The organism is Streptomyces sp. NPDC058371, from assembly GCF_042723265.1.
Classification (GTDB): Bacteria; Actinomycetota; Actinomycetes; order Streptomycetales; family Streptomycetaceae; genus Streptomyces.
The window spans coordinates 1-23,013 of the sequence record NZ_JBHXJC010000016.1 but is presented as its reverse complement, the minus strand read 5'-3'; the positions used below and the strand labels follow the sequence as shown (position 1 = coordinate 23,013).

The following is a 23,013-nucleotide window of genomic DNA, read 5'->3' as shown; positions in this document are numbered from 1 at the left end:
CTTATCCGTAGCAGGCTCCCCTCCGTTTCTGCCCGACGGCTCGTCAGCGTGCGAGCTACCCGCCCTACGGAGCATCGGGGGATGCACATGAACAGCGTTCCGCAGCACCTGCTGAGCGAGGACCGCCAGGACTACGAGCGGATCCTCGATGAGGCGCTGCGCTCCGCCCCTCACCGTCCGGAACTCGCCGCTGTCGGCAAGCGGCTCAACCCCGAGCAACTGCGCACGATGGCGCTCAACGCCACGGCCCTCATCACGGCGGCCGCGGCGACCGAGTATCAGCACTATGTGAAGGCCCGCGAGGAACTGCGCCAGCCGGCACCGTCCAGCCTGCCCGTCCCCGAGGAGGCCGGGTCCGCCGAGCCGGGCGCGACCGCGGTGGGGCTCGCCACCACGATGGGGGAGGCCACCGAGGCGGCAGGCGCCGGCGCCATCGCCGTCGTCGCGGTGCTCGCTCCCGTCCTCGCCGGGACAGCGGCGGCGATCTTCCTGCTCGTGGGCTACATCCTCAAGATGCTCGACCCCGAACCGGCGTTCGCCACGACCCTCCTGACCACCGGGTGGGTCTTCGGCGCGGTCACGGCCGTCGCCATTCTGGTCGCCGCGGTCGGACTGCTGCTGACCGCGCTCCGCAACGGCGGCTCGGCGCTCCAGGCCGAAGCCCGCGGCGAGCTGTACGAAGAGGTGGCCCGGGCCAGAGACATCTGGCACGACGCGCTGCTGGGGCGCGGCATCCTGCCGTTCCTCCGGGAGGCGCTCGCGGACCCGGGCACGGCCGCGGTGGCCCACAAGGCGCCCGAGCCCCCCAGCCGCATGCCGCACCTGGGCTACAACAGGCCGGGCTTCAGCAGCCCCGACGGCGGCCCGGCGGCGGGCCCCCGTCCGAGCTACAGCAGCCCGGACTTCAGCAGCCCGGACTTCGGGGGGCCGGAGCACGCGCCGGAGTAGCACCTGGCGCGGGCGAGGCGCCGGGGTTGCGCTCGGCGCGGCGGATCGCCGGGTTTGTACGTCGACCCGGCGGGTCGCCGGGGCGCACTTCGGGCCGGCGGGTCGCCTGGGTCGCGCCTCGGCCCGGCGGATGGCCGGGGTCGCGCCCGGCCGGCCCGTCGAGTCACCGGGGTCGCGTCTCGGCTTGCGCCCCCACCCGGGGGAGCGCAGGCCGACAGCTTGGGCCACCGCCACCACCACCGCCACCACCACCGCCACCGCCACCGCCACCGCCGTAGCGTCCAGTTGGCTCACGGCCTACGCAGATCACTCAGCACACAGATCACTCAGGTCACACAAGGGCCATCCAGCACGGCCGCATCACCAGATGCCCGCCTGACGGGCGGCAGTGATCCAGGCCGGGAACTCGGACAGCAGCCGGTCGTACAGCTCCGGGTCGGGGACGGTGCTGATGTCGTCCACGGCGAAGAACCCGACGTTGTCGACGCGGCGGCCCGGAAGGGTGTCGAACCGCTCCAGCACCCCGTAGTTGGACCTCCCCAGGCCCACGAACTGCCAGAAGATCGGCTCGTCCACCGCTGCCCGGAGCTCGCGCTCGATCTCGGCGTTGCGGTAGACGCCTCCGTCGGAGAAGAAGAGCACCAGCGTGGGGGCGGCGGCCGGGTTCTCACCGACGTACGCACGGACTTGGGCGATCACCTTCTGTTCCTCGTTCTGGATGCCGACCGTCCGCATGTCCACCTGCCCCGGTCGCAGACCCTTCTTCGGCTTCTTGCTCCGGCGGAAGAGGCTCAGTTCACCGACCCGGACGTGGAGAGCCAGCCAGTCGGGGAGCTCGCCCACCCGCAGATCAGGCAGTCGGGCCGGCTGCGAGGCGAAGGTCCAGGCCTGCATCTCTCCGTCGTCGTCCAACTGCGCCGCCACGGCGGCCATGCGCTCCACGACGTCGGTCATGACGCCCTTGGAGTACAGGAAGGACATGGAGCCGGAAGCGTCGAGGACCAGGATGACGCGCGCGGTGACGCCGACCGCTCCGTGCTTGCGCAGACTGACCGCCACTTGTTCCTTGCGCAGCGACAGACGCTTGCGCATGTCCACGGGCAGCCGCTCCTCGCCGGTGTCCCGCTGGGGACCGGGAGGCGGTACGGGCGGTGCGGCGGGTGGCACGACGGGACGAGCGGGAGGTGCTGCCGGGGGTGGCGGGAGAGGTGCTCCCACTGGTGCCGTCGGCACGGCGGACGAGGTCTGGGGCTGATCCTCATCGACGCTGATACCGAAGTCCGTGGCCAGTCCGGCGAGCCCGGAGGCGTACCCCTGCCCGACGGCACGGAACTTCCACTGGTCGCCGCGCAGATACAACTCGCCGCCGATGAACGCCGTCTCCGTCGTGGCCGCCATGTCGAACCGCGCGAGTTCGACCTGCGTCCCGGCGTCGAGCAGGCGCATCGTCAGTCCGGACATCTGACCGAACGTCCCGCCGTCGGCCGACGCGCACAGCACGACCCGCTCGACGGCCGCCTCCACTGAACGCAGGTCCACCTCAATCGTGTCCGTCGTGACTCCGGAAGCCGTCCGCTTTCCGAGGTGCCTTACGGCGTTGGACGCATGGTGGGGCTGGTTGTAGAACACGAAGTCACCGTCGTCACGCACGCGGCCGGCCGGGGTCAGCAGCAGCGCCGAGGCATCGGCATCGGGCACGCCGGGTCCCGCGGACCAGGAAAGCTCGGCACGCACCGTGGCAGAACGGACGGGAAAGTTGGCACCCTTGCTCATCGACCTGGCTGTCATGCCCACCAGTCTGCCGACCCGAGAGAGCCGAAGAACACCTTCCCGACCTCTCGGATCGGGTGGCGCGCCGGGCCGAGAACGCCGGGGACACTCCCCGAAGCAGCACCGGTCACAGGCCGTACCGAGACCGGAAACCGCCTGCCGAAGCGCTGGGCGGCCGCGTCTTCCCTTGTGACCCAGGTCTTCAACTGGAACGGCGATATCTATCCGAGGGGCTCCACCCTTGCGGCTTACGAGGGCACGGGGGCTCAGCAGGCCTTCGATCAGGTACGCAACGGGCTGAAGACGTGCAAGTCCTTCACCGGAGAGGGCTATACCGGGAAGTACCAGGCGAAGATGGCTGCCGAGAAGTCCTTGGACATCGGCGACGAAGCAGTGCGCTTCCGTGTGACCATCCCTGCCACGCTCCCGCCGTCCAAGAAGGGCGGGCCGGACAGGAAAGTCCCACGGATCGATCGATACGTCGTCGTGCGAGTCGGTACCACCATCGCGACGTTCGACACGATGAAGGTGGGTGGCAGTCCCGCCTTCTTCCCCACCGAACTGCTCAAAAAACAGATCGAGCGCCTGAGGAATGCCCAGCGCCACCGAAATGCGGCGGTGTTCCTCGGTCGACAACCCCGAGGAACACCGCCGTTCCAGCGGTCAGTCGGCCAGCGGCAGATAGACCCGGTTCCCCGCGGCCGCGAACTCCTTGGACTTCTGCGCCATGCCCTCCTCGATCTCCGCCTGGGAACCGCCGTGTTCGCGGCGGATGTCGTGGGAGATCTTCATCGAGCAGAACTTCGGCCCGCACATCGAGCAGAAGTGGGCCGTCTTGGCGGGCTCGGCCGGGAGGGTCTCGTCGTGGAACTCCCGTGCCGTGTCCGGGTCGAGGGCCAGATTGAACTGGTCCTCCCAGCGGAACTCGAAGCGGGCGTCGGACAGCGCGTCGTCCCATTCCTGAGCGCCGGGGTGCCCCTTGGCGAGGTCGGCCGCGTGTGCGGCGATCTTGTATGTGATGACGCCGGTCTTGACGTCGTCACGGTTGGGCAGGCCCAGGTGCTCCTTGGGCGTGACGTAGCAGAGCATGGCCGTGCCCCACCAGGCGATCATCGCGGCGCCGATGCCGGAGGTGATGTGGTCGTACGCCGGCGCGACATCCGTCGTCAGCGGGCCGAGGGTGTAGAACGGCGCCTCCTCGCAGATCTCCTGCTGAAGGTCGATGTTCTCCTTGATCTTGTGCATCGGGACATGGCCCGGGCCCTCGATCATGGTCTGTACGTTGAAACGCTTCGCGACCGTGTTGAGTTCCCCGAGCGTCCTCAACTCCGCGAACTGAGCGGCATCGTTGGCGTCCGCGATCGACCCGGGCCGCAGCCCGTCGCCGAGCGAGTACGTGACGTCGTAGGCGGCGAGGATCTCGCAGAGCTCCTCGAAGTTCTCGTACAGGAACGACTCCTTGTGGTGCGCGAGGCACCACGCGGCCATGATCGAGCCGCCGCGCGAGACGATGCCCGTCTTGCGGTTCGCGGTGAGCGGCACGTACGGAAGGCGCACGCCCGCGTGCACCGTCATGTAGTCCACGCCCTGCTCGGCCTGCTCGACGACCGTGTCCTTGTAGATCTCCCAGGTCAGCTCCTCGGCACGGCCGTCGACCTTCTCCAGCGCCTGGTAGAGCGGCACCGTGCCGATGGGCACGGGGGAGTTGCGCAGCACCCACTCACGGGTGGTGTGGATGTTGCGGCCGGTGGACAGGTCCATGACCGTGTCGGCGCCCCACTTCGTCGCCCACGTCATCTTGTCCACCTCCTCCTCGATGGAAGAGGTGACCGCCGAGTTGCCGATGTTGGCGTTGACCTTCACCAGGAAGCGCTTGCCGATGATCATCGGCTCGATCTCCGGGTGGTTGACGTTCACGGGCAGCACCGCGCGGCCGGCGGCGATCTCCTCGCGTACGACCTCGGGGTCGACGTTCTCCCGGACCGCCACGAACTCCATCTCGGGCGTGATCTCCCCGCGGCGGGCGTACGCGAGCTGGGTGACGGCCTCCCCGGGACGCCCCCGGCGCGGCTGCCGCGGCCGCCCCGGGAAGACCGCGTCGAGGTTCCTGAGCCCCCCGCGCGGTGAGGTGTGCTTGATTCCGTCGTCCTCGGGGCGCACGGGACGGCCCGCGTACTCCTCGGTGTCACCGCGGGCGATGATCCAGTTCTCGCGCAGCGGTGCCAGCCCCCTGCGGACGTCGGTGTCGACGGTCGGATCGGTGTACGGGCCCGAGGTGTCGTACAGCGTGACCGACTGCCCGTTGGTGAGGTGCACCTGACGGACCGGCACCCGCAGGTCGGGGCGAGAGCCCTCGACGTATGCCTTGTGCCAGCCGATGGACTTCCCGGCCTCGCCGCTCTCGGTGGAGGCGGGGGCCCCACCGTCGCCGGCCGGAGCACTCGCTCCGTCCGTCTGGCTGGAGGCAGGCGTGCGTACGTCCTTGATGGTCATGAGACCTACTCCCTACGCCGGCATTACCCGGTAACAGGTTCGGCGGTCGACGCAGCGAGTTCCGTCTGCCGATGTTTCATGTGAAACATCGCTGAGACGAAGGTCAGCGCCCTCTCAGCCCGGTGCTCCGAGCTCCCGCGTGTGCAAAGGTGCCTCCACGCTAGCGTCATATCTGGCGCGGTGAACAGAGGGCCCCTGCCGTTCTTGCGATGATCGGTCGGTGACCACGACGCAGCAGCCACCGTTCCCACCGTCCGAGCCGCCGCGTGGACGGGGTCCGGGCGACGGCCACGGGCGGGGTCCGGGCGACGGGCACGGGCACGGGCCGGACGGTGACAATGGTCACGGGAACGGCGGCGGACCCGGATCCGGCTCCGGCTCCGGTGACGCGCACGGCCCCGGCGACGGTCACGGACACGGCCACTCGCACAGCCATGGCCCCGCGGCCCCGGTCTCCAAGCACCTGCGCAAGGTCATCGCCGCCGTCCTGATCCCCTTCGCGGCCGCGGTCGTTGTCGGCCTGGCCGTGTTCTGGCCGGGCGGCGCTCCCTCGCACGAACGCACCGGCGTCGGTTTCGACCGGCAGACCCAGCAGGCCACGGTCACCAGGGTCGACCAGGTGGACTGCAAGTCCGTGAACGCCTCGGGGGACACCCCGACCGGTGACACCTCGACGCCCGAGGGCTCCTCGGCACAACAACAGGCGACGGGCGACTGCAAGAAGGCGACGATCCGGATCGACACCGGCAAGGACAAGGGCCGTACGTTCACGGAGATCGTCCAGCCCGACCAGTCACGCCAGTTGCACCAGAGCGAGAAGGTCGTGGTCGCGTACGAGCCCTCCGCGCCCAAGAACCTGCAGTACTCGGTCACCGATGTGAACCGCAAGATCCCCATGGCGGTGCTCGCCGGGATCTTCGCGCTGGCCGTCGTGGTGGTGGGCCGGATGCGCGGTCTCATGGCGCTGATCGCGCTCGCCGTCAGCTTCCTGATCCTGACGCTCTTCATCCTGCCGGCGATCCTGCAGGGCTCGAACCCCCTGGTGGTGGCCGTGATCGGCGCCAGCGCCATCATGCTGATCGCCCTCTACATGTGCCACGGCCTGTCGGCCCGTACCTCGGTGGCGGTGGTCGGCACGCTGCTCTCGCTGGTGCTGATCGGCCTGCTGGGCTCCGCGTTCATCGGCTGGGCCGCGCTGACCGGCAACGTGGACGACAACACCGGCCTGATCCATGGCCTGTATCCGTCCATCGACATGAGCGGTCTGCTCCTCGCCGGTGTGATCATCGGCTCGCTCGGTGTGCTCGACGATGTGACGGTGACGCAGACGTCGGCCGTCTGGGAGCTGCACGAGGCCAATCCGACGATGGGCTGGCGCGGGCTGTACCGGGCGGGCATCCGGATCGGCCGCGACCACATCGCCTCCGTCGTCAACACCCTCGTACTGGCGTACGCGGGTGCGGCCCTCCCCCTGCTGCTGCTCTTCTCGATCGCGCAGAGCAGCGTCGGCACGGTCGCCAACAGCGAGCTGGTCGCCGAGGAGATCGTGCGCACGCTGGTCGGCTCGATCGGCCTGGTGGCGTCCGTACCGGTGACCACGGCGCTGGCGGCCCTGGTGGTCTCCGCGGACCGCCCGAGCGGCACGGGGGCTCCGGCGCCCGCGAGTGCCCGGACTCCGGCCCGCGGCGGCAAGGGCCGCCGCCGCAAGCACTGACGCCGCCGGGTGCACGGGCTCCTGAACGGGAGCCGTACGGATCCCCTGGACGGGAGCGGATCAGGCCCCCGCGCCGAAACGGCACAGGACCCATCGCGGGAGCGCCTCGCGGGAGCGGCACAGGCCCCTCTGAACGCGAGCGTTGGAACGCCACCTCTGGGTGAGGAAGCGTTACGCCACTTGAGGGGCGCGGCGCGTCTCAGCCCGCGCTCTGCTCCTCCGCGAGGATGCGGTCCAACGCCTCGTCGAGATGGGTGTCGAAGTCGGCGAGAGAGCGCTCCTGCCCGAGCGGCACCAGCTTGTCCGTGCGGTCGAGGAATGCCACGAGCGGTGCCGTGCCGGACCGGAACAGCGCGTGGTCGCCGCCCACCTGAAGCCGGATCAGCACCTCACCGAATGCCTCCGGGTCCGCCGGCGAGATCCGCACATCCCCGTCGCCGCAGGCCCGGCCCACGCCGTCGATCAGCAACTCCCGCCCGAATGTCCAGGTCACCGGAGCATCACCGGGCAGATGAAAAGTCAGCCGCACGGCAAAAGGATCACAAGTCTCATATCGCAGCTCCACCGGAATACGGAAGGCGAGCTCCTCCGACACGAGAAAGCTCATCATGACCTCTGCCTGCACCGACTCGCGCATCGCCTACCCCGGAGTTTGCCGTCGACTGGCCAGGAATCGTCCCCCTGACGCTGGTGGCATCTTGCAGAAAGTACATGGCAGATTACAAGGAGTGAGTTTTCAGATGCTGATAGAGATCGTGAGTGTCCCTAGCAGCCTGCCGATCTCGGCCTGCAATTGCCGTGCCGCGGGAAGCAGCCGCTCCGCCTGGTGAAAGGGCAGGGAAATGGCCATGGTCGCGGCCGTTGTCCCTGCGGTGAGAGGGATCGCGGCGCAGACGGTTCCCAGCGCATATGCCTGTCGTTCCACGACTGGTTCCATCCGCCCCATGCGTTCCAGACGCCGCAACAGGGTGCGCTCGTCACGCACCGTGTACGGCGTGAGGGACTGGACCGGGTAGCGGTCGAGGTGGTCCCGCCGGGCGTCCTCGTCCAGTTGGGACAGCAGACACTGGCCGATCGCATGGGCGTGACCGGTCTCCCGGAAGTCCGCCCACTCCTCCACGGCCGGATTGCCCGGGCTCTCGGCGACGGACATGACCTCGATCTCGCCCTCGCGGTAGACCGCGTAGTACACCGGGGCACCGATCGAATCGCGCCATCTGGCGAGCGCCTCGTTCACCGTGCTGCGACGTTTCTGCTGTGCTCCGCTGCTGCTCAGCCGCTCAGCGGCCTCACCGAGGAAGAACAGCCCCTTCTCGCGGTGGAGATAGCCCTCGTGGGTCAGGGTGCGCAGCAGGTGGTACGCCGTGGGAAGCGCGAGCCCGGCCTCGCGCGCCAGTTGCTTGGCGGGTGCTCCGCCCTCGCGTGCGGCGACCGCCTCCAGCAGCCGCATCGCCCGCTGCACGGACCCGATGAGGGTCGTGGGGTGCGGATCCGGTGGTGCGGGGGGCTGTTCCGCGAGCGACGCGTGCGGCCCCGCGAGCCGGGTCCGCGGCGAGGTGTGCGCCGCTCCGGCCGACGTATCCGGACAGCGTGCTTCCTCGGGCGCCGTACGCGGACGGCGCGCTTCCTCCGGCGCCGTACGCAAGGAATTCGCTTCCTCGGACGCCGTACGCGAGGGATTTGCCTCCCCGGGCGCCGCACGTGAAGGGCGTGCTCGTTCCGGCGACGTACGCGAGAGGCCTGCTTCCTCCGGCGACGTACGCGGCTGGACGGGCAGGGTGGGTGTCTTTGCGGGTGTGGGGTCGGCGGGTGTGGTGTCAACCGTGGCCAAGGGTCACTCCCGGAGCGCGAGGAGGGCCCCCGTGCGGGGGAACACGGGAGGGGGCGTGCGCTGCCCGCGGGAAATCCCGCGTCGAAGTCCGGACTTTAATCGCCCCTCACCGCTCGCCGACGGGCCTGCCGGAAAACTTCCCCCGGCCGAGGGAACCTCGGGTTCCCCTGATCGACCTGCCCGTTACCGGTCGGCCCCCGACCGGTTGCTCACCCCGGCTCCCTCACCGGCTCACCCGCTCGCACGTCACCAGTCGCTGCGCGAGGAGGAGCTCGACGTGAACTTCCGCACCACGTAGATGAGTCCGCCGACCAGGGCGACGAAGACCAGCAGCTTGAAGAGCAGGCCGATGACGAAGCCGACGACGCTCGCTATCAGACCGCCGAACACCACCAGGGCGATGACCGGCACCGCGACCCACTTGACCCACCACGGCATACCGTTGAAAAGCTCTCGCATCGCCCTTGTCCTTACCTCTCCGCCCGTTGCCCCAAGGCCGGGGCGGTTCTTCCGGGTTCTCTGATGTCCTGCACTCGATGCTAGAGCGAGAAGGGGGGCCGACGGGGGCCTCGCATCCCTTGTCCTCCCCTGACCGGTCCCCTAGGGAACCCTGAGTCCGCGGTCAGCTCTCGGGGGGAGAGAACACCACCAGAACCCGCAGGTCCTCCGTGATGTGGTGGAACTTGTGACCGACCCCCGCGGGCACGTAGACGACACTGCCGCGCGCCACCTGGGTCGTCTCCAGGCCGACCGTGATCGAGGCGCGGCCGCTGACGACGAAGTACACCTCGTCCTGCTGGTGGGGCTTCTGGGGGTCCTGCTCACCCGCGTCGAGCGCGTACAGGCCGGCCGACATGTTCCGCTCGCGCAGGAACTGCAGGTAGGCACCGTCGTTGGCGGCGCGTTCCGCCTCCAGTTCGTCCAGCCGGAATGCCTTCATCGCCCTCGTTCGCTCTCGTGCGCGGGTGGCCGTGATCACGACCGTTCTCATGAATGGATCTCGTCTGCCACGATCAGACACATGAAGAATTTCGTAGTCAAGACGCTCGCCAACGCGGGGGCCCTGGCCGTCGCGGTCTGGCTGCTCGACAAGATCACTCTGACCGGTGACAGCACGGGCAAGAAGATCGGCACGCTGATTCTGGTCGCGCTGGTCTTCGGACTGGTCAACTTCCTGGTCAAGCCGGTCGTGAAGGTGCTGACCTTCCCCCTGTTCATTCTCACGCTCGGCCTGATCACCCTCGTGGTGAACGCCCTGATGCTGCTGCTGACCTCGTGGCTGTCCGACAAGCTCGACCTCAGCTTCCACGTGGAGGGCTTCTGGACCGCCGTACTGGGCGGCCTGATCATCTCGGTCGTGTCCTGGGCGCTGAACGTCGTGCTGCCCGACGGCAAGGACTGAGGACCGCATGCCCTATCGCGTGTGCTTCGTCTGCACGGGCAACATCTGCCGCTCCCCGATGGCGGAGTCCGTCTTCCGGGCCCGCGTCGGGGAGGCCGGACTCGACGGCCTGATCGAGGTGGACAGCGCGGGCACCGGCGGCTGGCACGAGGGCGACGGCGCCGACCCGCGCACCATCGCCGTCCTGGAGGCGAACGGCTATACGAGCGATCACACGGCCCGGCAGTTCCAGGCCTCCTGGTTCTCCCGGCTGGACCTCGTGATCGCTCTCGACTCCGGTCATCTGCGGGCCCTCCGCCGCCTCGCCCCCACGCCGGCGGATGCGGAGAAGGTCAGGCTGCTGCGCTCGTACGACCCTGCCGCGGGCGCTGACCTGGACGTTCCCGATCCGTATTACGGACGTATGGACGGCTTCGAGGAGTGTCTTGAGATGGTGGAGGCGGCGAGCGACGGACTGCTCGCCGCGACACTCGAGCACGTGGAGGGACGGGCAGCATGACATCCGGGGATTTCGCCGCGTTCGGTTCGGAGACAGGCGACGGCACGCGCGCGGTGCGGGCCGGACTTCCGGACCCGGTCAAGTACGAGCCGACCCTCCCGGGTCCCGTCTTCGCGGCGCACTTCCATCTGCCGGGCGACCCGACGGGCCCGTACACCTACGGCCGCGACGAGAACCCGACCTGGACGCTGCTGGAACGCGCGATCGGCGAGCTGGAGGCGCCCGGCCAGGACGGCGTCCTGACGTTGGCCTTCCCCTCCGGTATGGCCGCCATCTCGGCGGTCCTCTTCTCCCAGCTGCGCGCCGGCGACGTGGTGGTCCTGCCGAACGACGGCTACCAGGTCCTGCCTCTGGTACGCGAGCAGCTGACCGCGTACGGCATCGAGGTGCGCACCGCGCCGACCGGTGGCGACGCCCAACTCGACGTACTCGACGGCGCGAAGCTGCTGTGGATCGAGACCCCGTCCAACCCCGGTCTCGACGTGTGCGACGTCCGGCGGCTCGTCACCGCGGCCCACGCCCAGGGCACCCTCGTGGCCGTCGACAACACCCTGGCGACCCCGCTCGGCCAGCGTCCGCTGGAACTGGGCGCCGACTTCTCGGTGGCCAGCGGCACCAAGATGCTCACCGGGCACGGCGACGTCCTGCTCGGATACGTGACCGCGCGCGACGCCGATCTGATGGCGCCGGTCCGGCGCTGGCGCAAGATCGTGGGCGCGATCCCCGGTCCCATGGAGGCGTGGCTCGCACACCGCTCGCTCGCCACGCTGCATCTGCGTGCCGAGCGGCAGAACGCCAATGCCCTCGCGATCGCCGAGGCGCTGCGTGGCCGCCCGGAAGTGAGCGGGCTGCGCTATCCCGGGCTGCCCGACGACCCCTCGCACAAGATCGCCTCCCAGCAGATGCGCCGCTTCGGGTGCGTGGTGTCCTTCACGCTGCCCACGCGCGCGCGTGCCGAACGTTTCCTCGACGCGCTGCGCCTCGTGGACGACGCGACCAGCTTCGGCGGGGTGCGCTCCACCGCGGAGCGACGCGGCCGTTGGGGCGGCGACGCGGTGCCGGAGGGCTTCATCCGCCTCTCCGCCGGAGCCGAGGATCCCCAGGACCTGGTACCGGACGTCCTACGCGCCCTCGACGAGTCGACCGACTGACCGACTCCTGAGCAACGGGCCAGTCAGCCAATCCGCCTGCCCGAAGAATCGGCCCGAAGCAGAGACAGCAGACGGTCCGAGCCTCCCCCCTCGTGGCTCGGACCAGGGTGCGGTGAGTGACCTTGAGGTTGACGCCCTGGAGCGAGCCAAGTGTGTTGTCGCGGCGGGGTGTTATTGAGCCACCGGCGATCCCATCCGTCGCAGCGAACCTTTGCTGCCCCAGACGAATTTCTCGTAAGGTTGCCGGATCGCGATCACGCTCGGGGGAGGAATCGTGACCGAAGGTGATACGTCGCCAGGTACGGCGACGCAGACTCAGATGCACGTGAACCATGTGGCCCCTCTCGATGGGGGCGGTGGCGGGGGCACGACGGGTGGCAAGGACCTCGTGTCGACTCCGGGGCGGAAGAAGAAGGCAGCCGAGGCGATCGAAAAACACCTGGAGCCGGAGACCCACAAGGCCGGGACCCAGGCGCGCGAGAGTACCGGCGCCGCGGCCAAGGAGTTCGGAGCGCACGACGGCGAGGGCTGGCTTACTGGGTCTGCTTTGACGACCGCACGCAAGACATGGGGCGAGTCGTTGACGACGCTGATGAACCGCCTCGGGTTGGAGAAGACGGCGCTGCGGGCCACGAACACCCTCTTGCAGGGCACCGACACAACGGTGGGGCTGGGCGTACGGAAGTCCTCCGCGCTGGACTTTTTCTGACTGTCCTGGCCTCCTGAGCTCCTCACCTTCCGAACTACGAGTCCACTGAAAGAAGTTCAGCCGTGGCAACGTACTACGAGATCATGGGCACCGATTTGTCGAAGCTGACTACGGCCGCCGATGACTGGGACGCCATGGCCAAGGACTTCGACAAGCTTGCGGGAAGTTACGAGAAGGAAGTCCACGGCGTCTCCCTGGGGGGCACCTGGGTGGGTCTGAGCGCGAACGCGGGTACCGCACGCTTCGACGTGACGCTCAAGGAGTACCGGGGCGCGCGGAGCGAGGCGAAGGTCGTGGCCAAGCTGATTCGGGACGCGCACGCCGAGTTCACCAGGCTGCGGAAGGAGATCGAGGACGTCCGGGACGATGCCGTGAAGGCCGGTATGCGGGTGTCGGAGCGCGGTGTCGTCGCCTTCGATACCTCCAACCTCGAACGCGGTGCGTACGTCGCCTACGTGCATGACCCCAGGTACCAGGAGAGTGCCCGTACGGCGGCGCGCAGCTGGGGTGAACAGATCGACGCGGCCGTGAAGGCAGTGAACAATGCCGACGAGGGGTTCAAGCTCGCCCTCGACTCCCTGACGCGGGACTCGAATCTCCTGGACGGCACAGTGGGTGGTTTCAACCGGGAGGCGAGGGCGAACCCGTACCCGTCCCTGGAGGAGACAGCGAAGGCGCAGCACATCCCCAAGGGCAAGCGCGCGATCGGCGAGTGGTGGCACGATCTTGATCCGGTCACCCGCGCAATCCTCCTCCAGGAGAAGGGGGACGAACTGCGCAAGGCAGGCGTCATGAGTCCGCTGTACAAGTGGCACTCGCCTGACCCAGGCTCCGGAGCATTCGACACCGAGGACCCCACGGCCAAGGATCTGTGGTTCCTGTCCCGAGCGCAGGCCATCGCGGCCGGCGGCGACTTCACCGGCGAAAACGCGGCGTCACGCAACATGGAGCACTACCTGGGCAAGACCGGCGAACCGCTGGACCTGGACGTGGACCGTATCCTGCAGGACGACTCCACATTTCGCGACGACGTCGGGGTCCACATCGCCCAGAATCAGGACACGTGGCGTCAGCAGGGGCTCGAAGCGTTCGAGAAGGCCGGCGGCAACAAGACAGTCGTCGTGCCCGTGGAGAGCCATGCGGTCGGTCGCACCTTCGGGAGTGACGAGTGGTTCCACGCGGTTGGGTCGCACCAGCAGAACGTGTCGGGGATGGTCACCGTCAGCCCCGGGGAGAACGGCAAACCCAAGATCTCGCTCGACTACCAGGCCAACGTATGGGACCGCTACAACTGGGACGCCGGCAAGTCCACCAACTTCCCCGGAGGCGTGGAGATCCCGGACTCCGAGATGGGCCGTCTGCACAAAACGGGCCTCGCCCAGGAATTCGACATGCGCGGCAGCAGCTCGGCCTACAGGTACGACCTGAACAGTGACACGCCCCCGGCTGTGACCCCGCCGGACCAGGGCCGTGAAGGTAGCCGTGGAGACGTGTCCCGCGGTGACGAGGAGAACCGGTGATGATCCGACGTGGTGCCCACTTCTTCGCGGCACTGGCAACCGCCCTTCTCCTTGCCTCGTGCTCCAGCTCGGACGGCGGCGATCGCCGCGTCGCTGAGGGACGTGACTGGCAATGGGACAAGGAGGCGGGTGCAGCCGAGGCATCCGCGTTCATGAACGTGTCGGTCCCCGAGGACACCACAGGAGTCAAAGGCGCTGTCCAGATCAACCCTCAGGAAGACATCTACCTCCTCTCCTTCGTCACCAGGGAGAAGAACGCCGAAGACATCGCGAAGGACCTGCACTCCGAGGAGCCACTGAAGGCGAAGAAGAAGGACTTCGCCCCGGAGGGAGAGCGATTCGAGCACCTCGGGCTGGCCGAGCCACAGACCGTGAAGGGAACACGCTGGGCAGGAGTGTGCCCACCGTGCGTGAGCGACGACCGCCGCAGGAAAGTTCAGTGGATCGAGATCTACGTCCAGCCCCTCAAAGGCGATCAGGCGAGGGTCTACCTTCAGGCGTTCTGACACGGCGGAGAACGGCACCCAGCGCGGAGATCTAGGGGTTTTCTGGGGAAGTGAAGCACAGCGGTGTCCAGCCTCGCTGTTTGCACGTGTCGACGCACGGAAGACCGGCGGTCCGAGCCTCCCCCCTCGTGGCTCGGACCGCCGCGGTTCTGCGCGCGAAGAACCGCGCGCACTAGGCTAGTTGACTCTGTGTCAGTGTCCAATCACGGTAGCGACAGAGGCCTATCGACTTATTTATAGTTGGGGCTCGGCCGGTGGTGCCGGGAGGGGAGGGGCACCATGGACCTGGCCTTGCTGCGCACGTTCATCACTGTGCACCGGGCCGGTTCCTTCACCCGTGCCGCCGCGCTGCTCGGGCTTTCACAGCCGGCCGTGACCGCCCAGATCCGCACCCTGGAACGCCAGTTGGGGCGCCCTCTTTTCCTGCGCCAGGCCCGCGGGGTGACACCGACGACGATCGGCGACGAACTCGCCCACAAGGCCGCGCCCCATCTCGACGCCCTGGTGGAGATCACCGAGACCGGCCTCGACGAGGACTCCTCGGTTCGCACCCTGCACCTGGCCGGCCCACCGGAGTTCACCGCGGAACGGGCACTGCCCGCCCTCACCGAGCTCATAGGTGACGACGGACAGGGTTTCGCGCTGCGCGCCTCCTTCGGAAACACCGAGGAGGCGCTGGAGGGACTCGCTGCCGGCCATCACGATCTGGCCATTACGACGGCCCGCCCGCGAGGGGCCCTGCTCACCGCCAGCGCTCTCTGCGACGAGGAGCACGTCCTGGTCGCGGCCCCACGCTGGGCCGCCCAGATCGGCCCCGGAAAGCTCCGGCGCAGGGGCGCCCACGCACTGGAAGGCCTGCCCGTCGTCGAGGTGCACGAGTCGCTGCCGCTCGTCGCCCGCTACTGGGCCTACGTCTTCGACTCCCGCCCGGCCGGCTCGGGCACGGTCGTCGTACCCGATCTGCGCGCCGTCCTCGCCTGTGCCGCCGCGGGTGCGGGTCTCGCGGTGCTGCCGCGTTATCTGTGCTCCGCCGCCCTGGAGGCCGGCGACGTCGTGGCGCTGCTCGATCCGGCGGTGCCCCCGCTGCGTACCTACTTCCTGGTGGTGCGCACCGGCACACTGGCCATGCCGCATATCGCGCGGGCGCACGAATGGCTGCTGCGCGCAGCGACCGAGTGGGTCTGAGGCCCTTCCTACGGGTCTCCCGACCTCGCGATGTTTCACGTGGAACCAGCCGGGCCACATTCCTCCCATGACCGTCCGACCCGTGGTCAAGCGCACCGCTCGCGCCATCCTGCTCGATGGCAACGACCTGATCCTCATCAAGCGGACCAAGCCCGGCATGGATCCCTACTGGCTCACCCCGGGCGGCGGGGTCGAACCGGAGGACACAACCGTCGTCGACGCGCTCCACCGCGAGGTGCACGAGGAGCTCGGCGCCAAGATCATCGACGTGGTGCCCTGCTTCGTGGACACCGTCGAGCACATCGGGGAGGACGGCGGCGCCACCGGCGTAAAGGTGCAGCACTTCTTCGTCTGCCACCTCGAATCCATGGACACCGCCCAACGGCACGGTCCGGAGATGGACGAGCCGTGCGGCGAGTACGAGATCGTCCGGATCCCCTTCACCCGGGTCGGCATCGCGTCCGTCCATCTCGTGCCGCTGTCCCTGCGGCACTATCTCGACGGCAACATCGAGGGCGTACGGGCGATGCATGCGCCCGATCTGGGCTGATCCCGCGCGCCACTGCACGGCCGTGCTGCCGGGCTAGGCATCCAGGCCAGGCTCTGCGGCCGACGCAGGTGCTCAAGCACTGCGCTCGGCCCTGGCGTGCCCAGCGGAGCACCGTCCGTCCGCCGCTGCCGGCGGCGGCCGCGATCAGTCCCCCGCCGCGACGAGCTCCTCCACCGAGTCGTGCCGGATGCGGTCCGACGGGATACCGACGTCCCGCAGGGCGTCCATACCGCTGCGGATCATGCCGGGCGGCCCCGAGAGGTAGGCGTCGTACTCGTTCCACGGCCCGTACTCGCGGACGGCGTCCGGGAGCTGCAGGTGCGCCTGCTGGTCCACGACCGGCCGCACCGAGAGCCAGGGATGGCTCTGCTGAAGCCGCAGCATCGTGTCGATGTCGTACAGGTCGTGTCCCGTCCGCGCGCCGTAGAAGACCTCCACCGGGCGCCGCTCGCCGTGCTCGGCGACATCCTCGACCAGCGCCTTGATGGGGGCGATGCCCGTGCCACCGCCCAGGCAGAGCAGTCCGCTCTCGGTGGTGTGGTCGACGGTCATCGTGCCGGCCGGCGGCCCGAGCCTGATGATGTCGCCGGGCCGGGCCCGGTGCACCAGTGCGTTGGAGACCCAGCCGGCCGGGACCGCCTTCACATGGAACGACAGCAGTCCGTCGGAACGCGGCGCCGAGGCGAACGAGTAGTGCCGCCAGATCCGCGGCCACCAGGGCGTCTCCAGGCTGGCGTACTGCCCGGCGAGGAAGGGGTACGGCTGGTCCGGACGGACCGTGAGCACCGCGATGTCCGAGGTCCGCAGATCGTGCGCGACGACCTCCGCGTACCACCAGGCAGGGGCCCGCAGTTCGTCGGTCGCCGCCGCGTCGATCATCACCTGGGAGATCGTCGTGTACGCCCGTACCCAGGCGGCCTCGGTCTCCTTGTCCCAGATCGCGGCGGCGTAGTGGCTGAGCGAGCCGATGAGGCATTCACCGACGGCCGGGTAGTGCTCCGGCCGCGTGCCGTACTTGCGGTGGCCCCGGCCGAGGTTCTGCAGATACGCGACGAGGACGTCGGTGTTGTCGATGTGCTCGGCCGCCGTCAGCAGCGCCTTGAGCAGCCGGTCCCGTTGGGTGTCCATCGCGGCGGGAAACAGCGACCGCAGATCGGGGTGGCGGACGAAGAGCAGGGCGTAGAAGTACGAGGTGACCTTGTCGGCGACCGGGCCGACCTCGGCCATGGTCCGGCGGATCAGGATGGCGTCGGGGGACGCGTCCTCCGCCGACGCGGGCCGCTGGGCCGGCACCCGCGGTTCCGGGGCTGGGCTCGGGGCACCGTTCGGGTGCGGTTCGGGCCGGGGTGACACGTCCGGCGCCGGGTCGACGCGGTGTGGCTCCGGCTCGGCATGCCCGACCGTCGAGCGGGCACCTGCGGCAGCGGCCTCGTGCGTCGGCTCCGGCTCGCGCCGTATCTGCTCAGTGCCTGTGGCCGCGGGCCGGTGGGCGTGGGCGGGACCCGGCATGGCGGGGTTCAGCGGGGTCGGTTCGGCGGGCGTGGGTGACGGCGCCGAGGCCGGCGCGACGGGCGACGGTGAAGGCGCCGGGGCCGGTTCGGTGGGCGGGGCTGACGCCCCCAGGGTCGGCGCGGCGGGCGTGGGTGACGCTCCCGCGGCCGGTCCGGTCGGCGTGGACGGGCTCGGCGAGGCGCCGGCCGGCCGGGGAGAGCCGCTCTTGAGGCGGCCCTCGGTCGAGGGAGACTCGCTCGACCGGGTCGAGTCGGTGCGCGCGGACGCATGCTTTGGGGTGGGCCGGCCGGGCGCGGCCGAAGGCTCGGAGGCCTCTCCACCGGGCGCGGCCGACGCTGCCGTCTCCGGCGCCTGGCGTATTCGCTCCTGATCCGCGGTGTCCTCGTCGGTCACTGGCCTGCCGACGGGACGCAGCGCTGCGAGGCGGGTCCCCTCGGGCGCCTCGTGACCATCTCCGACGGGCGCCGGCTGCTTGCGCGGCGCGAACCAGCCGCCCCCGCCGTTGCCGCCGGAAGTGCCGTTGTCGGCCGGCGTAGTGGTCGGAGCGTCCATGGTGTGCCTCGCCTCGAACATCTTTCGGTCGGTCCCCGCACTTCCTCGGTCGGAAAATGCGTACTTTCCCCCGCAGACGGCTTGCGTTACTTCTCCGTTCGGTCCCATCGGCCAATGCGGGCACATTCAACCCGCATTCCGGCTCCGTACGGACAAGTAAGGCGAGAGTGTGACATTGGCCGCACTCCTCTCACCGCAGCGTCCCACCCCGAGTCAACACCCCGGTCGCATAACGGGGAATGCGGGTCTTCGATCTCTCTGTCCCGTTAGGCTGCTTTGGCCTGCGTTCGTGCCCTCGTGGAGTGTGTGTCCATCACGCCCGGCGCAAACCGGAGTCGACCATACCGGCCGACGGCTCACACACAAGTCCCCCCTTGCGTCACCGCGAATCGGTGGGACCTCCTCACCAATTCCTTCAATTACCGGGCGCGCCGGCCCAATTCACAGGCGTCCCATAGGCTCCGATCCCCTCAGTGATGGCCGACGGAGCCCGCCTGATGCCGGACCGCTATTGCCGCGGCGGATATCGGCAGGGCACCGGCGAGGTGCCGACCCGACGGTGAGCCGCCGTGGGCGGCGCAGCCTGCACAGCCCAACCCGAACTCTTCACAGAGCCGGTCCGCGATCTGCACGTCGGCGGCGCCGCTTCGGCCGTCACATACGTCCCAGTCGTTGCACATGCCCTGTTTCACGTGAAACATCTGTCCACTCGCTGTGCGGTTGTGTACGAGTTGGCCAAAAGCGCGTGTGTCTGTACGCAAACCGGTGGACGCCATGGGGGCGTGTCAGACAGCCTGACCTGCGTGCCAACACCTTCCCTCGCCGCTCTGCCCATCCGCCGCCTGACGCTTCGCGACGTCACGGCCTGCGCCGACCTCTCCGAGAACCGGGGCTGGCCCCGCGAAGAACACAAGTGGGGTCTGCTCCTCGCGGCAGGGACCGGCTACGGCATCGATGACCCCCAGGGCGGCCTGGTCACCGCCTGCGTCGTCACTGAGTACGGGCCGCAGGATCGCCCCGATCTGGCGGCGATCGGCATGGTGCTGGTCGCCGAGCGTCATGCCCGCAAAGGTGTCGGGCGGCGGCTGATGCAGCATGTCGTCGCGGAGATGAGCACGACTCCGCTGACGCTGCATGCCACCCCGTACGGCCGTCCGCTCTATGAGGAGCTGGGCTTCAAAGCCATCGGCCGGGCCGAGATGGTGAGCGGCCACTTCAGGCCGGGCGGGCCACAACCCGGGGTCGCCACCCGGCCGGCCACCGCCGAGGACCTCGTCACGATCCTCCGACTGGACGAAGAGGTCTTCGGCTCCGATCGCACCCATGTGATCACCCGCCTGCCCGCCTTCGCCGACCAGTTGCGCGTCGCCGAGGAGAACGGCCGCATCATCGGCTACGCGGCCGCCTGGCCCAACATGGAGACCCATGTGGTGGGTCCGCTCATCGCCCGTGACACGGAGACGGCCAAGGCCCTCCTCGCCTCGCTGGCCGCGCACACGGACCGCCCGCTCCGCACCGACATCGACGTACGGCACGACGAGCTCCTTGCCTGGGCGAAGGAGCGCGGCCTTGCGCCCGTCGGTTTCAACGCGGTCATGACGTACGGAGTCCCGGAGCTGCCGGGCGACTGGACGCGCCGTTTCGCTCCGCTGACGGTGGCGGCGGGCTGAGCGCCTGACGCAAAGCGCCGGTCCCCGACACAACTGTCGGGGACCGGCGCTTTCCACACAGGTGCACAGGTGCACTAGGTGAGGTCAGACGAGGGACTCCACCGCGACGACGGCGAACCCGTGGTCCTGGTCCGGCGCTCCGCCCCCGACACCGATCGAGCCGATCAGCCGGCCGTCACGGTGGACCGGAACTCCACCCGCGAGGAACAGCAGCGGCCGGTCCAGCGCGGTGGGCAGGGTGTGGAGGAGCCCACCCGGCTGGACCGCCTCGACCAGATCGGCGGTCGGGGAGTTCAGCTGAAGCGCCGTGTAGGCCTTGCGGGTGCTGGTCTCGCCGGAGATCAGCACGGCGCGGTCGTCACGCCGGAAGGCGAGCAGGTTCCCGCCCGCGTCCAGAACGGAGACGCTGACGGTGACTCCGGAGGCCTCGGCGGCACGGTTGGCCGCGGAGACGAGGAGCTCTGCGTCCTGGATGGTGAGGGGCGCGACGGCGGTGGTGGTGCTCATGAGGGGATTTCTCCTTGTGGGGGTTGGTACTGAGCGCTGCGGTGTGCCGAGAGCGCTCGACTCTGGGGATTACGAGGTGGCAGTGCCGGACGGAAATGGCCCTGCACCCGATCCGGACCGGATCAGTACTGGACGGCAGCGGGCTGCTCGGTGGGCGCGGTACCCGTGGCGACCGTGCTGGCGGACTTGCTGCGGCGCTCCAGGGCGGCCGAGACCACGGCCAGGACCAGGGCTCCGGCGGCGAGAGCGGCGCCGACCCAGTTCGGGGCGGTGTAGCCCATGCCCGCGGCGATCACCATTCCGCCGAGCCAGGCCGAAAGGGCGTTGCCGAGGTTGAAGGCGCCGATGTTCACGGCCGACGCGAGCGTGGGGGCGCCGTGCGCCTGGTCGAGGACGCGCTTCTGCAGCGGAGGCACGGTCGCGAAGCCCAGGGCGCCGATCAGGGCGATCGTGACGGCCGCGAGGATCTTGTTGTGCGCGGTCACCGTGAAGAGCGCCAGCACGACGGCCAGGCCGCCCAGGGACACGTACAGCATCGGCATCAGTGCGCGGTCGGCGAACTTGCCGCCGATGAGGTTCCCGCCCACCATGCCGAGGCCGAAGAGGACCAGCAGCCAGGTCACAGAGCCGTCGGCGAATCCCGCGACGTGCGTCATCATCGGCGCGATGTAGGTGATGGCCGCGAAGACGCCGCCGAAGCCGAGAACGGTCATCGCCATGGCGAGCAGCACCTGGATGTTCTTGAACGCGGCCAGCTCGTGGCGGAGGTGGACGCCTTCGGGCTTCGGCATGTCGGGCACCAGCTTGGCGATGCCCAGGAATCCGATCACCCCGAGTGCGGCCACTCCGGCGAAGGTGACGCGCCAGCCGGCGGACTGCCCGATCATCGTGCCCAGCGGGACACCGACGACGTTGGCGATCGTCAGTCCGCTGAACATCATGGCGATGGCGCCGGCCTTCTTCTCCGGTGCGACCAGTTCGGCGGCGACCACCGAACCGATGCCGAAGAAGGCTCCGTGGGCGAGGGAGGCGACCACCCGGCCCACCAGCATCAGCCCGAAGGTCGGAGCGACGGCGGAGAGGAGGTTGCCGAGGACGAACAACCCCATGAGCAGCATCAGCATCCGCTTGCGGGACACCTTCGTACCGAGCGCGGTCATGATCGGAGCGCCGATCATCACGCCCAGGGCATAGCCGGTCACGAGAAGCCCGGCCGTGGGGATGGAGACACCGAAGTCGCCGGCGACCTGGGGCAGCACGCCCATGATCACGAATTCCGTGGTTCCGATTCCGAAGGCCCCGATCGCGAGGGCCAGAAGCGCGAGAGGCATGGGTGGGGACACCTTCCCAGAAGATTGCAGGAGCTCTTTACGTGCGTTCACAATAGTTGCAGACGCGGGTTACATGCAAGTGCGGTCTATTGCACCCGTGCTCTATCCTGGTTTCAGCCGCTACGGGACGGAGGAGAACGCCATGACAGCGACGGACCCCGCGCTCACTGCCCTTGCTCAGGGGTGGTGCACCCTCTCCCTGCTGCACGGGAGGATCGAGGCGCACATCGAGCGCGCCCTGCAGGCCAAGCACGGCCTGAGCGTGCGGGAGTACTCCCTGCTCGACGTGCTCAGCCGGCAGCACGACGGTGACGGCGGTCATCTGCAGATGAAGCAGGTCGCCGACGCGGTCCTCCTCAGCCAGAGCGCCACCACGCGCCTGGTCACACGGCTCGAGGACCGTGGGCTCCTCTCGCGCTACCTGTGCCCGACCGACCGCCGCGGCATCTACACGAATGTGAGCGAGACAGGCCTCGAGCTCTTGGAAGAGGCCCGGCCCACCAACGACACCGCCCTGCGCGAGGCGCTCGACGAGGCAGCGAGGAACCCGGAGCTGGCCCCGCTGGTCCGGGTCGTGGAATCGGTGAACGTAGCGGCGCTGGCCCCGCCGCCGGTCGACGTCCCCGCGTAGGGTGCCGCCATGGGAGATCTTGAGATACGCCGGGCCGGTGCAGACGACGTCCCAGCCGTCGTCGCGATGCTCGCTGACGATCCACTGGGCGCCGAGCGCGAGTCTCCGGACGACTTGACCCCGTACCTGGCGGCGCTTGAGCGTCTGAACGCCGACCCCAATCAGCACCTGATGGTCGCCGTACGCGAGGGCCACGTCATCGGCACCCTCCAGCTCACGGTCATCCCCGGGCTCTCCCGCAAGGGAGCCACCCGCTCGACCATCGAAGGCGTGCGTGTCCATGCCGACGAACGAGGCAGTGGCCTCGGCAGCCTCCTCATCGAGTGGGCAGTCGACGAATCACGGCGCCAGGGCTGCCAGTTGGTCCAGCTGACCTCGGACGCCACCCGCACCGACGCTCACCGCTTCTACGAGCGGCTGGGCTTCACGGCCTCGCATGTCGGCTTCAAGCTGCCGCTCTGAGGCGCCTTCGCCGTACGGAGCCGGGGGGGGGGGGGGGGGGGGAGAAAGAGGAGAGAGGGTGAGACGGCAC

23 protein-coding genes and 1 riboswitch are annotated in these 23,013 nt (G+C 69.0%); of the genes, 14 read left to right on the top strand and 9 right to left on the bottom strand.

Going from position 1 to position 23,013, the window contains the following annotated elements:
• Window positions 1-81 precede the first annotated feature (81 nt).
• The gene (locus ACFWM2_RS33635; protein WP_383287836.1) at window positions 82-948 is read left to right on the top strand and encodes a hypothetical protein; all 867 of its coding nucleotides are present in this window, start codon (window positions 82-84) and stop codon (window positions 946-948) included.
• A 360-nt stretch (window positions 949-1,308) separates the two neighbouring features.
• On the opposite strand, the gene ACFWM2_RS33630 is transcribed toward ACFWM2_RS33635, so the two are convergent.
• On the bottom strand, window positions 1,309-2,736 hold the full coding sequence (locus ACFWM2_RS33630) for a VWA domain-containing protein (protein WP_383287834.1): 1,428 nt from the start codon (window positions 2,734-2,736) through the stop codon (window positions 1,309-1,311).
• A gap of 645 nt (window positions 2,737-3,381) precedes the next feature.
• Entirely contained in the window at window positions 3,382-5,211 is a 1,830-nt protein-coding gene (gene thiC / locus ACFWM2_RS33625) for a phosphomethylpyrimidine synthase ThiC (RefSeq protein WP_383287832.1), read from the bottom strand.
• Window positions 5,204-5,360, bottom strand: a riboswitch (TPP riboswitch). Its footprint overlaps the gene before it by 8 nt.
• A gap of 71 nt (window positions 5,361-5,431) precedes the next feature.
• Between thiC and ACFWM2_RS33620 the strand changes: the two genes are divergently transcribed.
• On the top strand, window positions 5,432-6,925 hold the full coding sequence (locus tag ACFWM2_RS33620; protein WP_383287830.1) for a YibE/F family protein: 1,494 nt from the start codon (window positions 5,432-5,434) through the stop codon (window positions 6,923-6,925).
• Window positions 6,926-7,124: 199 nt separating this feature from the next.
• Here ACFWM2_RS33620 and ACFWM2_RS33615 read toward each other — a convergent pair whose 3' ends face one another.
• The 4 genes from ACFWM2_RS33615 to ACFWM2_RS33600 form a co-directional block, all read right to left on the bottom strand.
• On the bottom strand, window positions 7,125-7,562 hold the full coding sequence (locus ACFWM2_RS33615) for an SsgA family sporulation/cell division regulator (RefSeq protein WP_383287828.1): 438 nt from the start codon (window positions 7,560-7,562) through the stop codon (window positions 7,125-7,127).
• A 99-nt stretch (window positions 7,563-7,661) separates the two neighbouring features.
• A complete protein-coding gene (locus ACFWM2_RS33610) occupies window positions 7,662-8,396 on the bottom strand; it encodes an IclR family transcriptional regulator (protein WP_383288151.1) in 735 nt (244 codons plus the stop codon).
• A 606-nt stretch (window positions 8,397-9,002) separates the two neighbouring features.
• On the bottom strand, window positions 9,003-9,215 hold the full coding sequence (locus ACFWM2_RS33605) for a DUF5326 family protein (RefSeq protein ID WP_383287826.1): 213 nt from the start codon (window positions 9,213-9,215) through the stop codon (window positions 9,003-9,005).
• Window positions 9,216-9,378: 163 nt separating this feature from the next.
• Window positions 9,379-9,696, bottom strand: a complete 318-nt coding sequence (locus ACFWM2_RS33600; protein WP_383287824.1) for a cupin domain-containing protein — start codon at window positions 9,694-9,696, stop codon at window positions 9,379-9,381.
• 81 nt (window positions 9,697-9,777) lie between these two features.
• On the opposite strand from ACFWM2_RS33600, the gene ACFWM2_RS33595 reads away from it, so the two are divergent.
• From ACFWM2_RS33595 to ACFWM2_RS33560, 8 genes are all read left to right on the top strand, one after another.
• Window positions 9,778-10,158 (top strand): phage holin family protein, encoded by a 381-nt coding sequence (locus ACFWM2_RS33595; protein ID WP_383287822.1) that lies wholly within the window; start codon window positions 9,778-9,780, stop codon window positions 10,156-10,158.
• A gap of 7 nt (window positions 10,159-10,165) precedes the next feature.
• On the top strand, window positions 10,166-10,657 hold the full coding sequence (locus ACFWM2_RS33590; RefSeq protein WP_383287820.1) for a low molecular weight protein-tyrosine-phosphatase: 492 nt from the start codon (window positions 10,166-10,168) through the stop codon (window positions 10,655-10,657).
• The gene (locus tag ACFWM2_RS33585) at window positions 10,654-11,808 is read left to right on the top strand and encodes a cystathionine gamma-lyase (protein WP_383287818.1); all 1,155 of its coding nucleotides are present in this window, start codon (window positions 10,654-10,656) and stop codon (window positions 11,806-11,808) included. The genes ACFWM2_RS33590 and ACFWM2_RS33585 overlap by 4 nt, the downstream gene beginning before the upstream one ends.
• Window positions 11,809-12,082: 274 nt before the next feature.
• On the top strand, window positions 12,083-12,517 hold the full coding sequence (locus ACFWM2_RS33580) for a hypothetical protein (RefSeq protein ID WP_383287816.1): 435 nt from the start codon (window positions 12,083-12,085) through the stop codon (window positions 12,515-12,517).
• A gap of 62 nt (window positions 12,518-12,579) precedes the next feature.
• Window positions 12,580-14,037: a hypothetical protein gene (locus tag ACFWM2_RS33575; RefSeq protein ID WP_383287814.1), complete on the top strand. Its 1,458-nt coding sequence runs from the start codon at window positions 12,580-12,582 to the stop codon at window positions 14,035-14,037.
• Window positions 14,037-14,543 (top strand): hypothetical protein, encoded by a 507-nt coding sequence (locus ACFWM2_RS33570; protein WP_383288148.1) that lies wholly within the window; start codon window positions 14,037-14,039, stop codon window positions 14,541-14,543. Before ACFWM2_RS33575 ends, ACFWM2_RS33570 begins: the two co-directional genes overlap by 1 nt.
• Window positions 14,544-14,822: 279 nt before the next feature.
• Window positions 14,823-15,728 carry a LysR family transcriptional regulator gene (locus ACFWM2_RS33565; protein ID WP_383287812.1) on the top strand — a complete coding sequence of 302 codons (906 nt, stop codon included), beginning with the start codon at window positions 14,823-14,825 and terminating at the stop codon, window positions 15,726-15,728.
• Window positions 15,729-15,795: 67 nt separating this feature from the next.
• Window positions 15,796-16,278: an NUDIX domain-containing protein gene (locus ACFWM2_RS33560; RefSeq protein WP_383287810.1), complete on the top strand. Its 483-nt coding sequence runs from the start codon at window positions 15,796-15,798 to the stop codon at window positions 16,276-16,278.
• A gap of 144 nt (window positions 16,279-16,422) precedes the next feature.
• Here the strand turns inward: ACFWM2_RS33560 and ACFWM2_RS33555 are convergent, their stop codons facing one another.
• Window positions 16,423-17,901 (bottom strand): globin domain-containing protein, encoded by a 1,479-nt coding sequence (locus ACFWM2_RS33555; RefSeq protein ID WP_383288145.1) that lies wholly within the window; start codon window positions 17,899-17,901, stop codon window positions 16,423-16,425.
• Between ACFWM2_RS33555 and ACFWM2_RS33550 the strand changes: the two genes are divergently transcribed.
• Together ACFWM2_RS33550 and ACFWM2_RS33545 are read left to right on the top strand one after the other, a co-directional pair.
• Window positions 17,786-18,160 carry a hypothetical protein gene (locus ACFWM2_RS33550; RefSeq protein WP_383288185.1) on the top strand — a complete coding sequence of 125 codons (375 nt, stop codon included), beginning with the start codon at window positions 17,786-17,788 and terminating at the stop codon, window positions 18,158-18,160. The two genes, ACFWM2_RS33555 and ACFWM2_RS33550, sit on opposite strands and share 116 nt — an antisense overlap.
• A 985-nt stretch (window positions 18,161-19,145) precedes the next feature.
• A complete protein-coding gene (locus ACFWM2_RS33545; RefSeq protein ID WP_383287808.1) occupies window positions 19,146-20,012 on the top strand; it encodes a GNAT family N-acetyltransferase in 867 nt (288 codons plus the stop codon).
• A gap of 84 nt (window positions 20,013-20,096) precedes the next feature.
• Here ACFWM2_RS33545 and ACFWM2_RS33540 read toward each other — a convergent pair whose 3' ends face one another.
• Window positions 20,097-20,519 carry a heme-binding protein gene (locus ACFWM2_RS33540; protein WP_383287806.1) on the bottom strand — a complete coding sequence of 141 codons (423 nt, stop codon included), beginning with the start codon at window positions 20,517-20,519 and terminating at the stop codon, window positions 20,097-20,099.
• Window positions 20,520-20,641: 122 nt separating this feature from the next.
• Window positions 20,642-21,850, bottom strand: a complete 1,209-nt coding sequence (locus ACFWM2_RS33535; RefSeq protein WP_383287804.1) for an MFS transporter — start codon at window positions 21,848-21,850, stop codon at window positions 20,642-20,644.
• Between the two features lie 142 nt (window positions 21,851-21,992).
• Here ACFWM2_RS33535 and ACFWM2_RS33530 point away from each other — a divergent pair, with 142 nt between their 5' ends.
• Both ACFWM2_RS33530 and ACFWM2_RS33525 read left to right on the top strand, forming a co-directional pair.
• The gene (locus ACFWM2_RS33530) at window positions 21,993-22,481 is read left to right on the top strand and encodes a MarR family winged helix-turn-helix transcriptional regulator (protein WP_383287802.1); all 489 of its coding nucleotides are present in this window, start codon (window positions 21,993-21,995) and stop codon (window positions 22,479-22,481) included.
• Window positions 22,482-22,490: 9 nt separating this feature from the next.
• Entirely contained in the window at window positions 22,491-22,943 is a 453-nt protein-coding gene (locus ACFWM2_RS33525) for a GNAT family N-acetyltransferase (protein ID WP_383287800.1), read from the top strand.
• Window positions 22,944-23,013: the final 70 nt, after the last annotated feature.

Excerpts from the sequence above, each read along its gene's own strand:
- ACFWM2_RS33635 (WP_383287836.1), top strand. The coding sequence starts at position 82 with ATGCACATGAACAGCGTTCCGCAGCACCTGCTGAGCGAGGACCGCCAG.
- ACFWM2_RS33630 (WP_383287834.1), bottom strand. The coding sequence starts at position 2,736 with ATGACAGCCAGGTCGATGAGCAAGGGTGCCAACTTTCCCGTCCGTTCT.
- thiC (WP_383287832.1), bottom strand. The coding sequence starts at position 5,211 with ATGACCATCAAGGACGTACGCACGCCTGCCTCCAGCCAGACGGACGGA.
- ACFWM2_RS33615 (WP_383287828.1), bottom strand. The coding sequence starts at position 7,562 with ATGCGCGAGTCGGTGCAGGCAGAGGTCATGATGAGCTTTCTCGTGTCG.
- ACFWM2_RS33605 (WP_383287826.1), bottom strand. The coding sequence starts at position 9,215 with ATGCGAGAGCTTTTCAACGGTATGCCGTGGTGGGTCAAGTGGGTCGCG.
- ACFWM2_RS33600 (WP_383287824.1), bottom strand. The coding sequence starts at position 9,696 with ATGAAGGCATTCCGGCTGGACGAACTGGAGGCGGAACGCGCCGCCAAC.
- ACFWM2_RS33595 (WP_383287822.1), top strand. The coding sequence starts at position 9,778 with ATGAAGAATTTCGTAGTCAAGACGCTCGCCAACGCGGGGGCCCTGGCC.
- ACFWM2_RS33590 (WP_383287820.1), top strand. The coding sequence starts at position 10,166 with ATGCCCTATCGCGTGTGCTTCGTCTGCACGGGCAACATCTGCCGCTCC.
- ACFWM2_RS33585 (WP_383287818.1), top strand. The coding sequence starts at position 10,654 with ATGACATCCGGGGATTTCGCCGCGTTCGGTTCGGAGACAGGCGACGGC.
- ACFWM2_RS33570 (WP_383288148.1), top strand. The coding sequence starts at position 14,037 with ATGATCCGACGTGGTGCCCACTTCTTCGCGGCACTGGCAACCGCCCTT.
- ACFWM2_RS33565 (WP_383287812.1), top strand. The coding sequence starts at position 14,823 with ATGGACCTGGCCTTGCTGCGCACGTTCATCACTGTGCACCGGGCCGGT.
- ACFWM2_RS33560 (WP_383287810.1), top strand. The coding sequence starts at position 15,796 with ATGACCGTCCGACCCGTGGTCAAGCGCACCGCTCGCGCCATCCTGCTC.
- ACFWM2_RS33550 (WP_383288185.1), top strand. The coding sequence starts at position 17,786 with ATGGCGGGGTTCAGCGGGGTCGGTTCGGCGGGCGTGGGTGACGGCGCC.
- ACFWM2_RS33540 (WP_383287806.1), bottom strand. The coding sequence starts at position 20,519 with ATGAGCACCACCACCGCCGTCGCGCCCCTCACCATCCAGGACGCAGAG.
- ACFWM2_RS33535 (WP_383287804.1), bottom strand. The coding sequence starts at position 21,850 with ATGCCTCTCGCGCTTCTGGCCCTCGCGATCGGGGCCTTCGGAATCGGA.
- ACFWM2_RS33530 (WP_383287802.1), top strand. The coding sequence starts at position 21,993 with ATGACAGCGACGGACCCCGCGCTCACTGCCCTTGCTCAGGGGTGGTGC.
- ACFWM2_RS33525 (WP_383287800.1), top strand. The coding sequence starts at position 22,491 with ATGGGAGATCTTGAGATACGCCGGGCCGGTGCAGACGACGTCCCAGCC.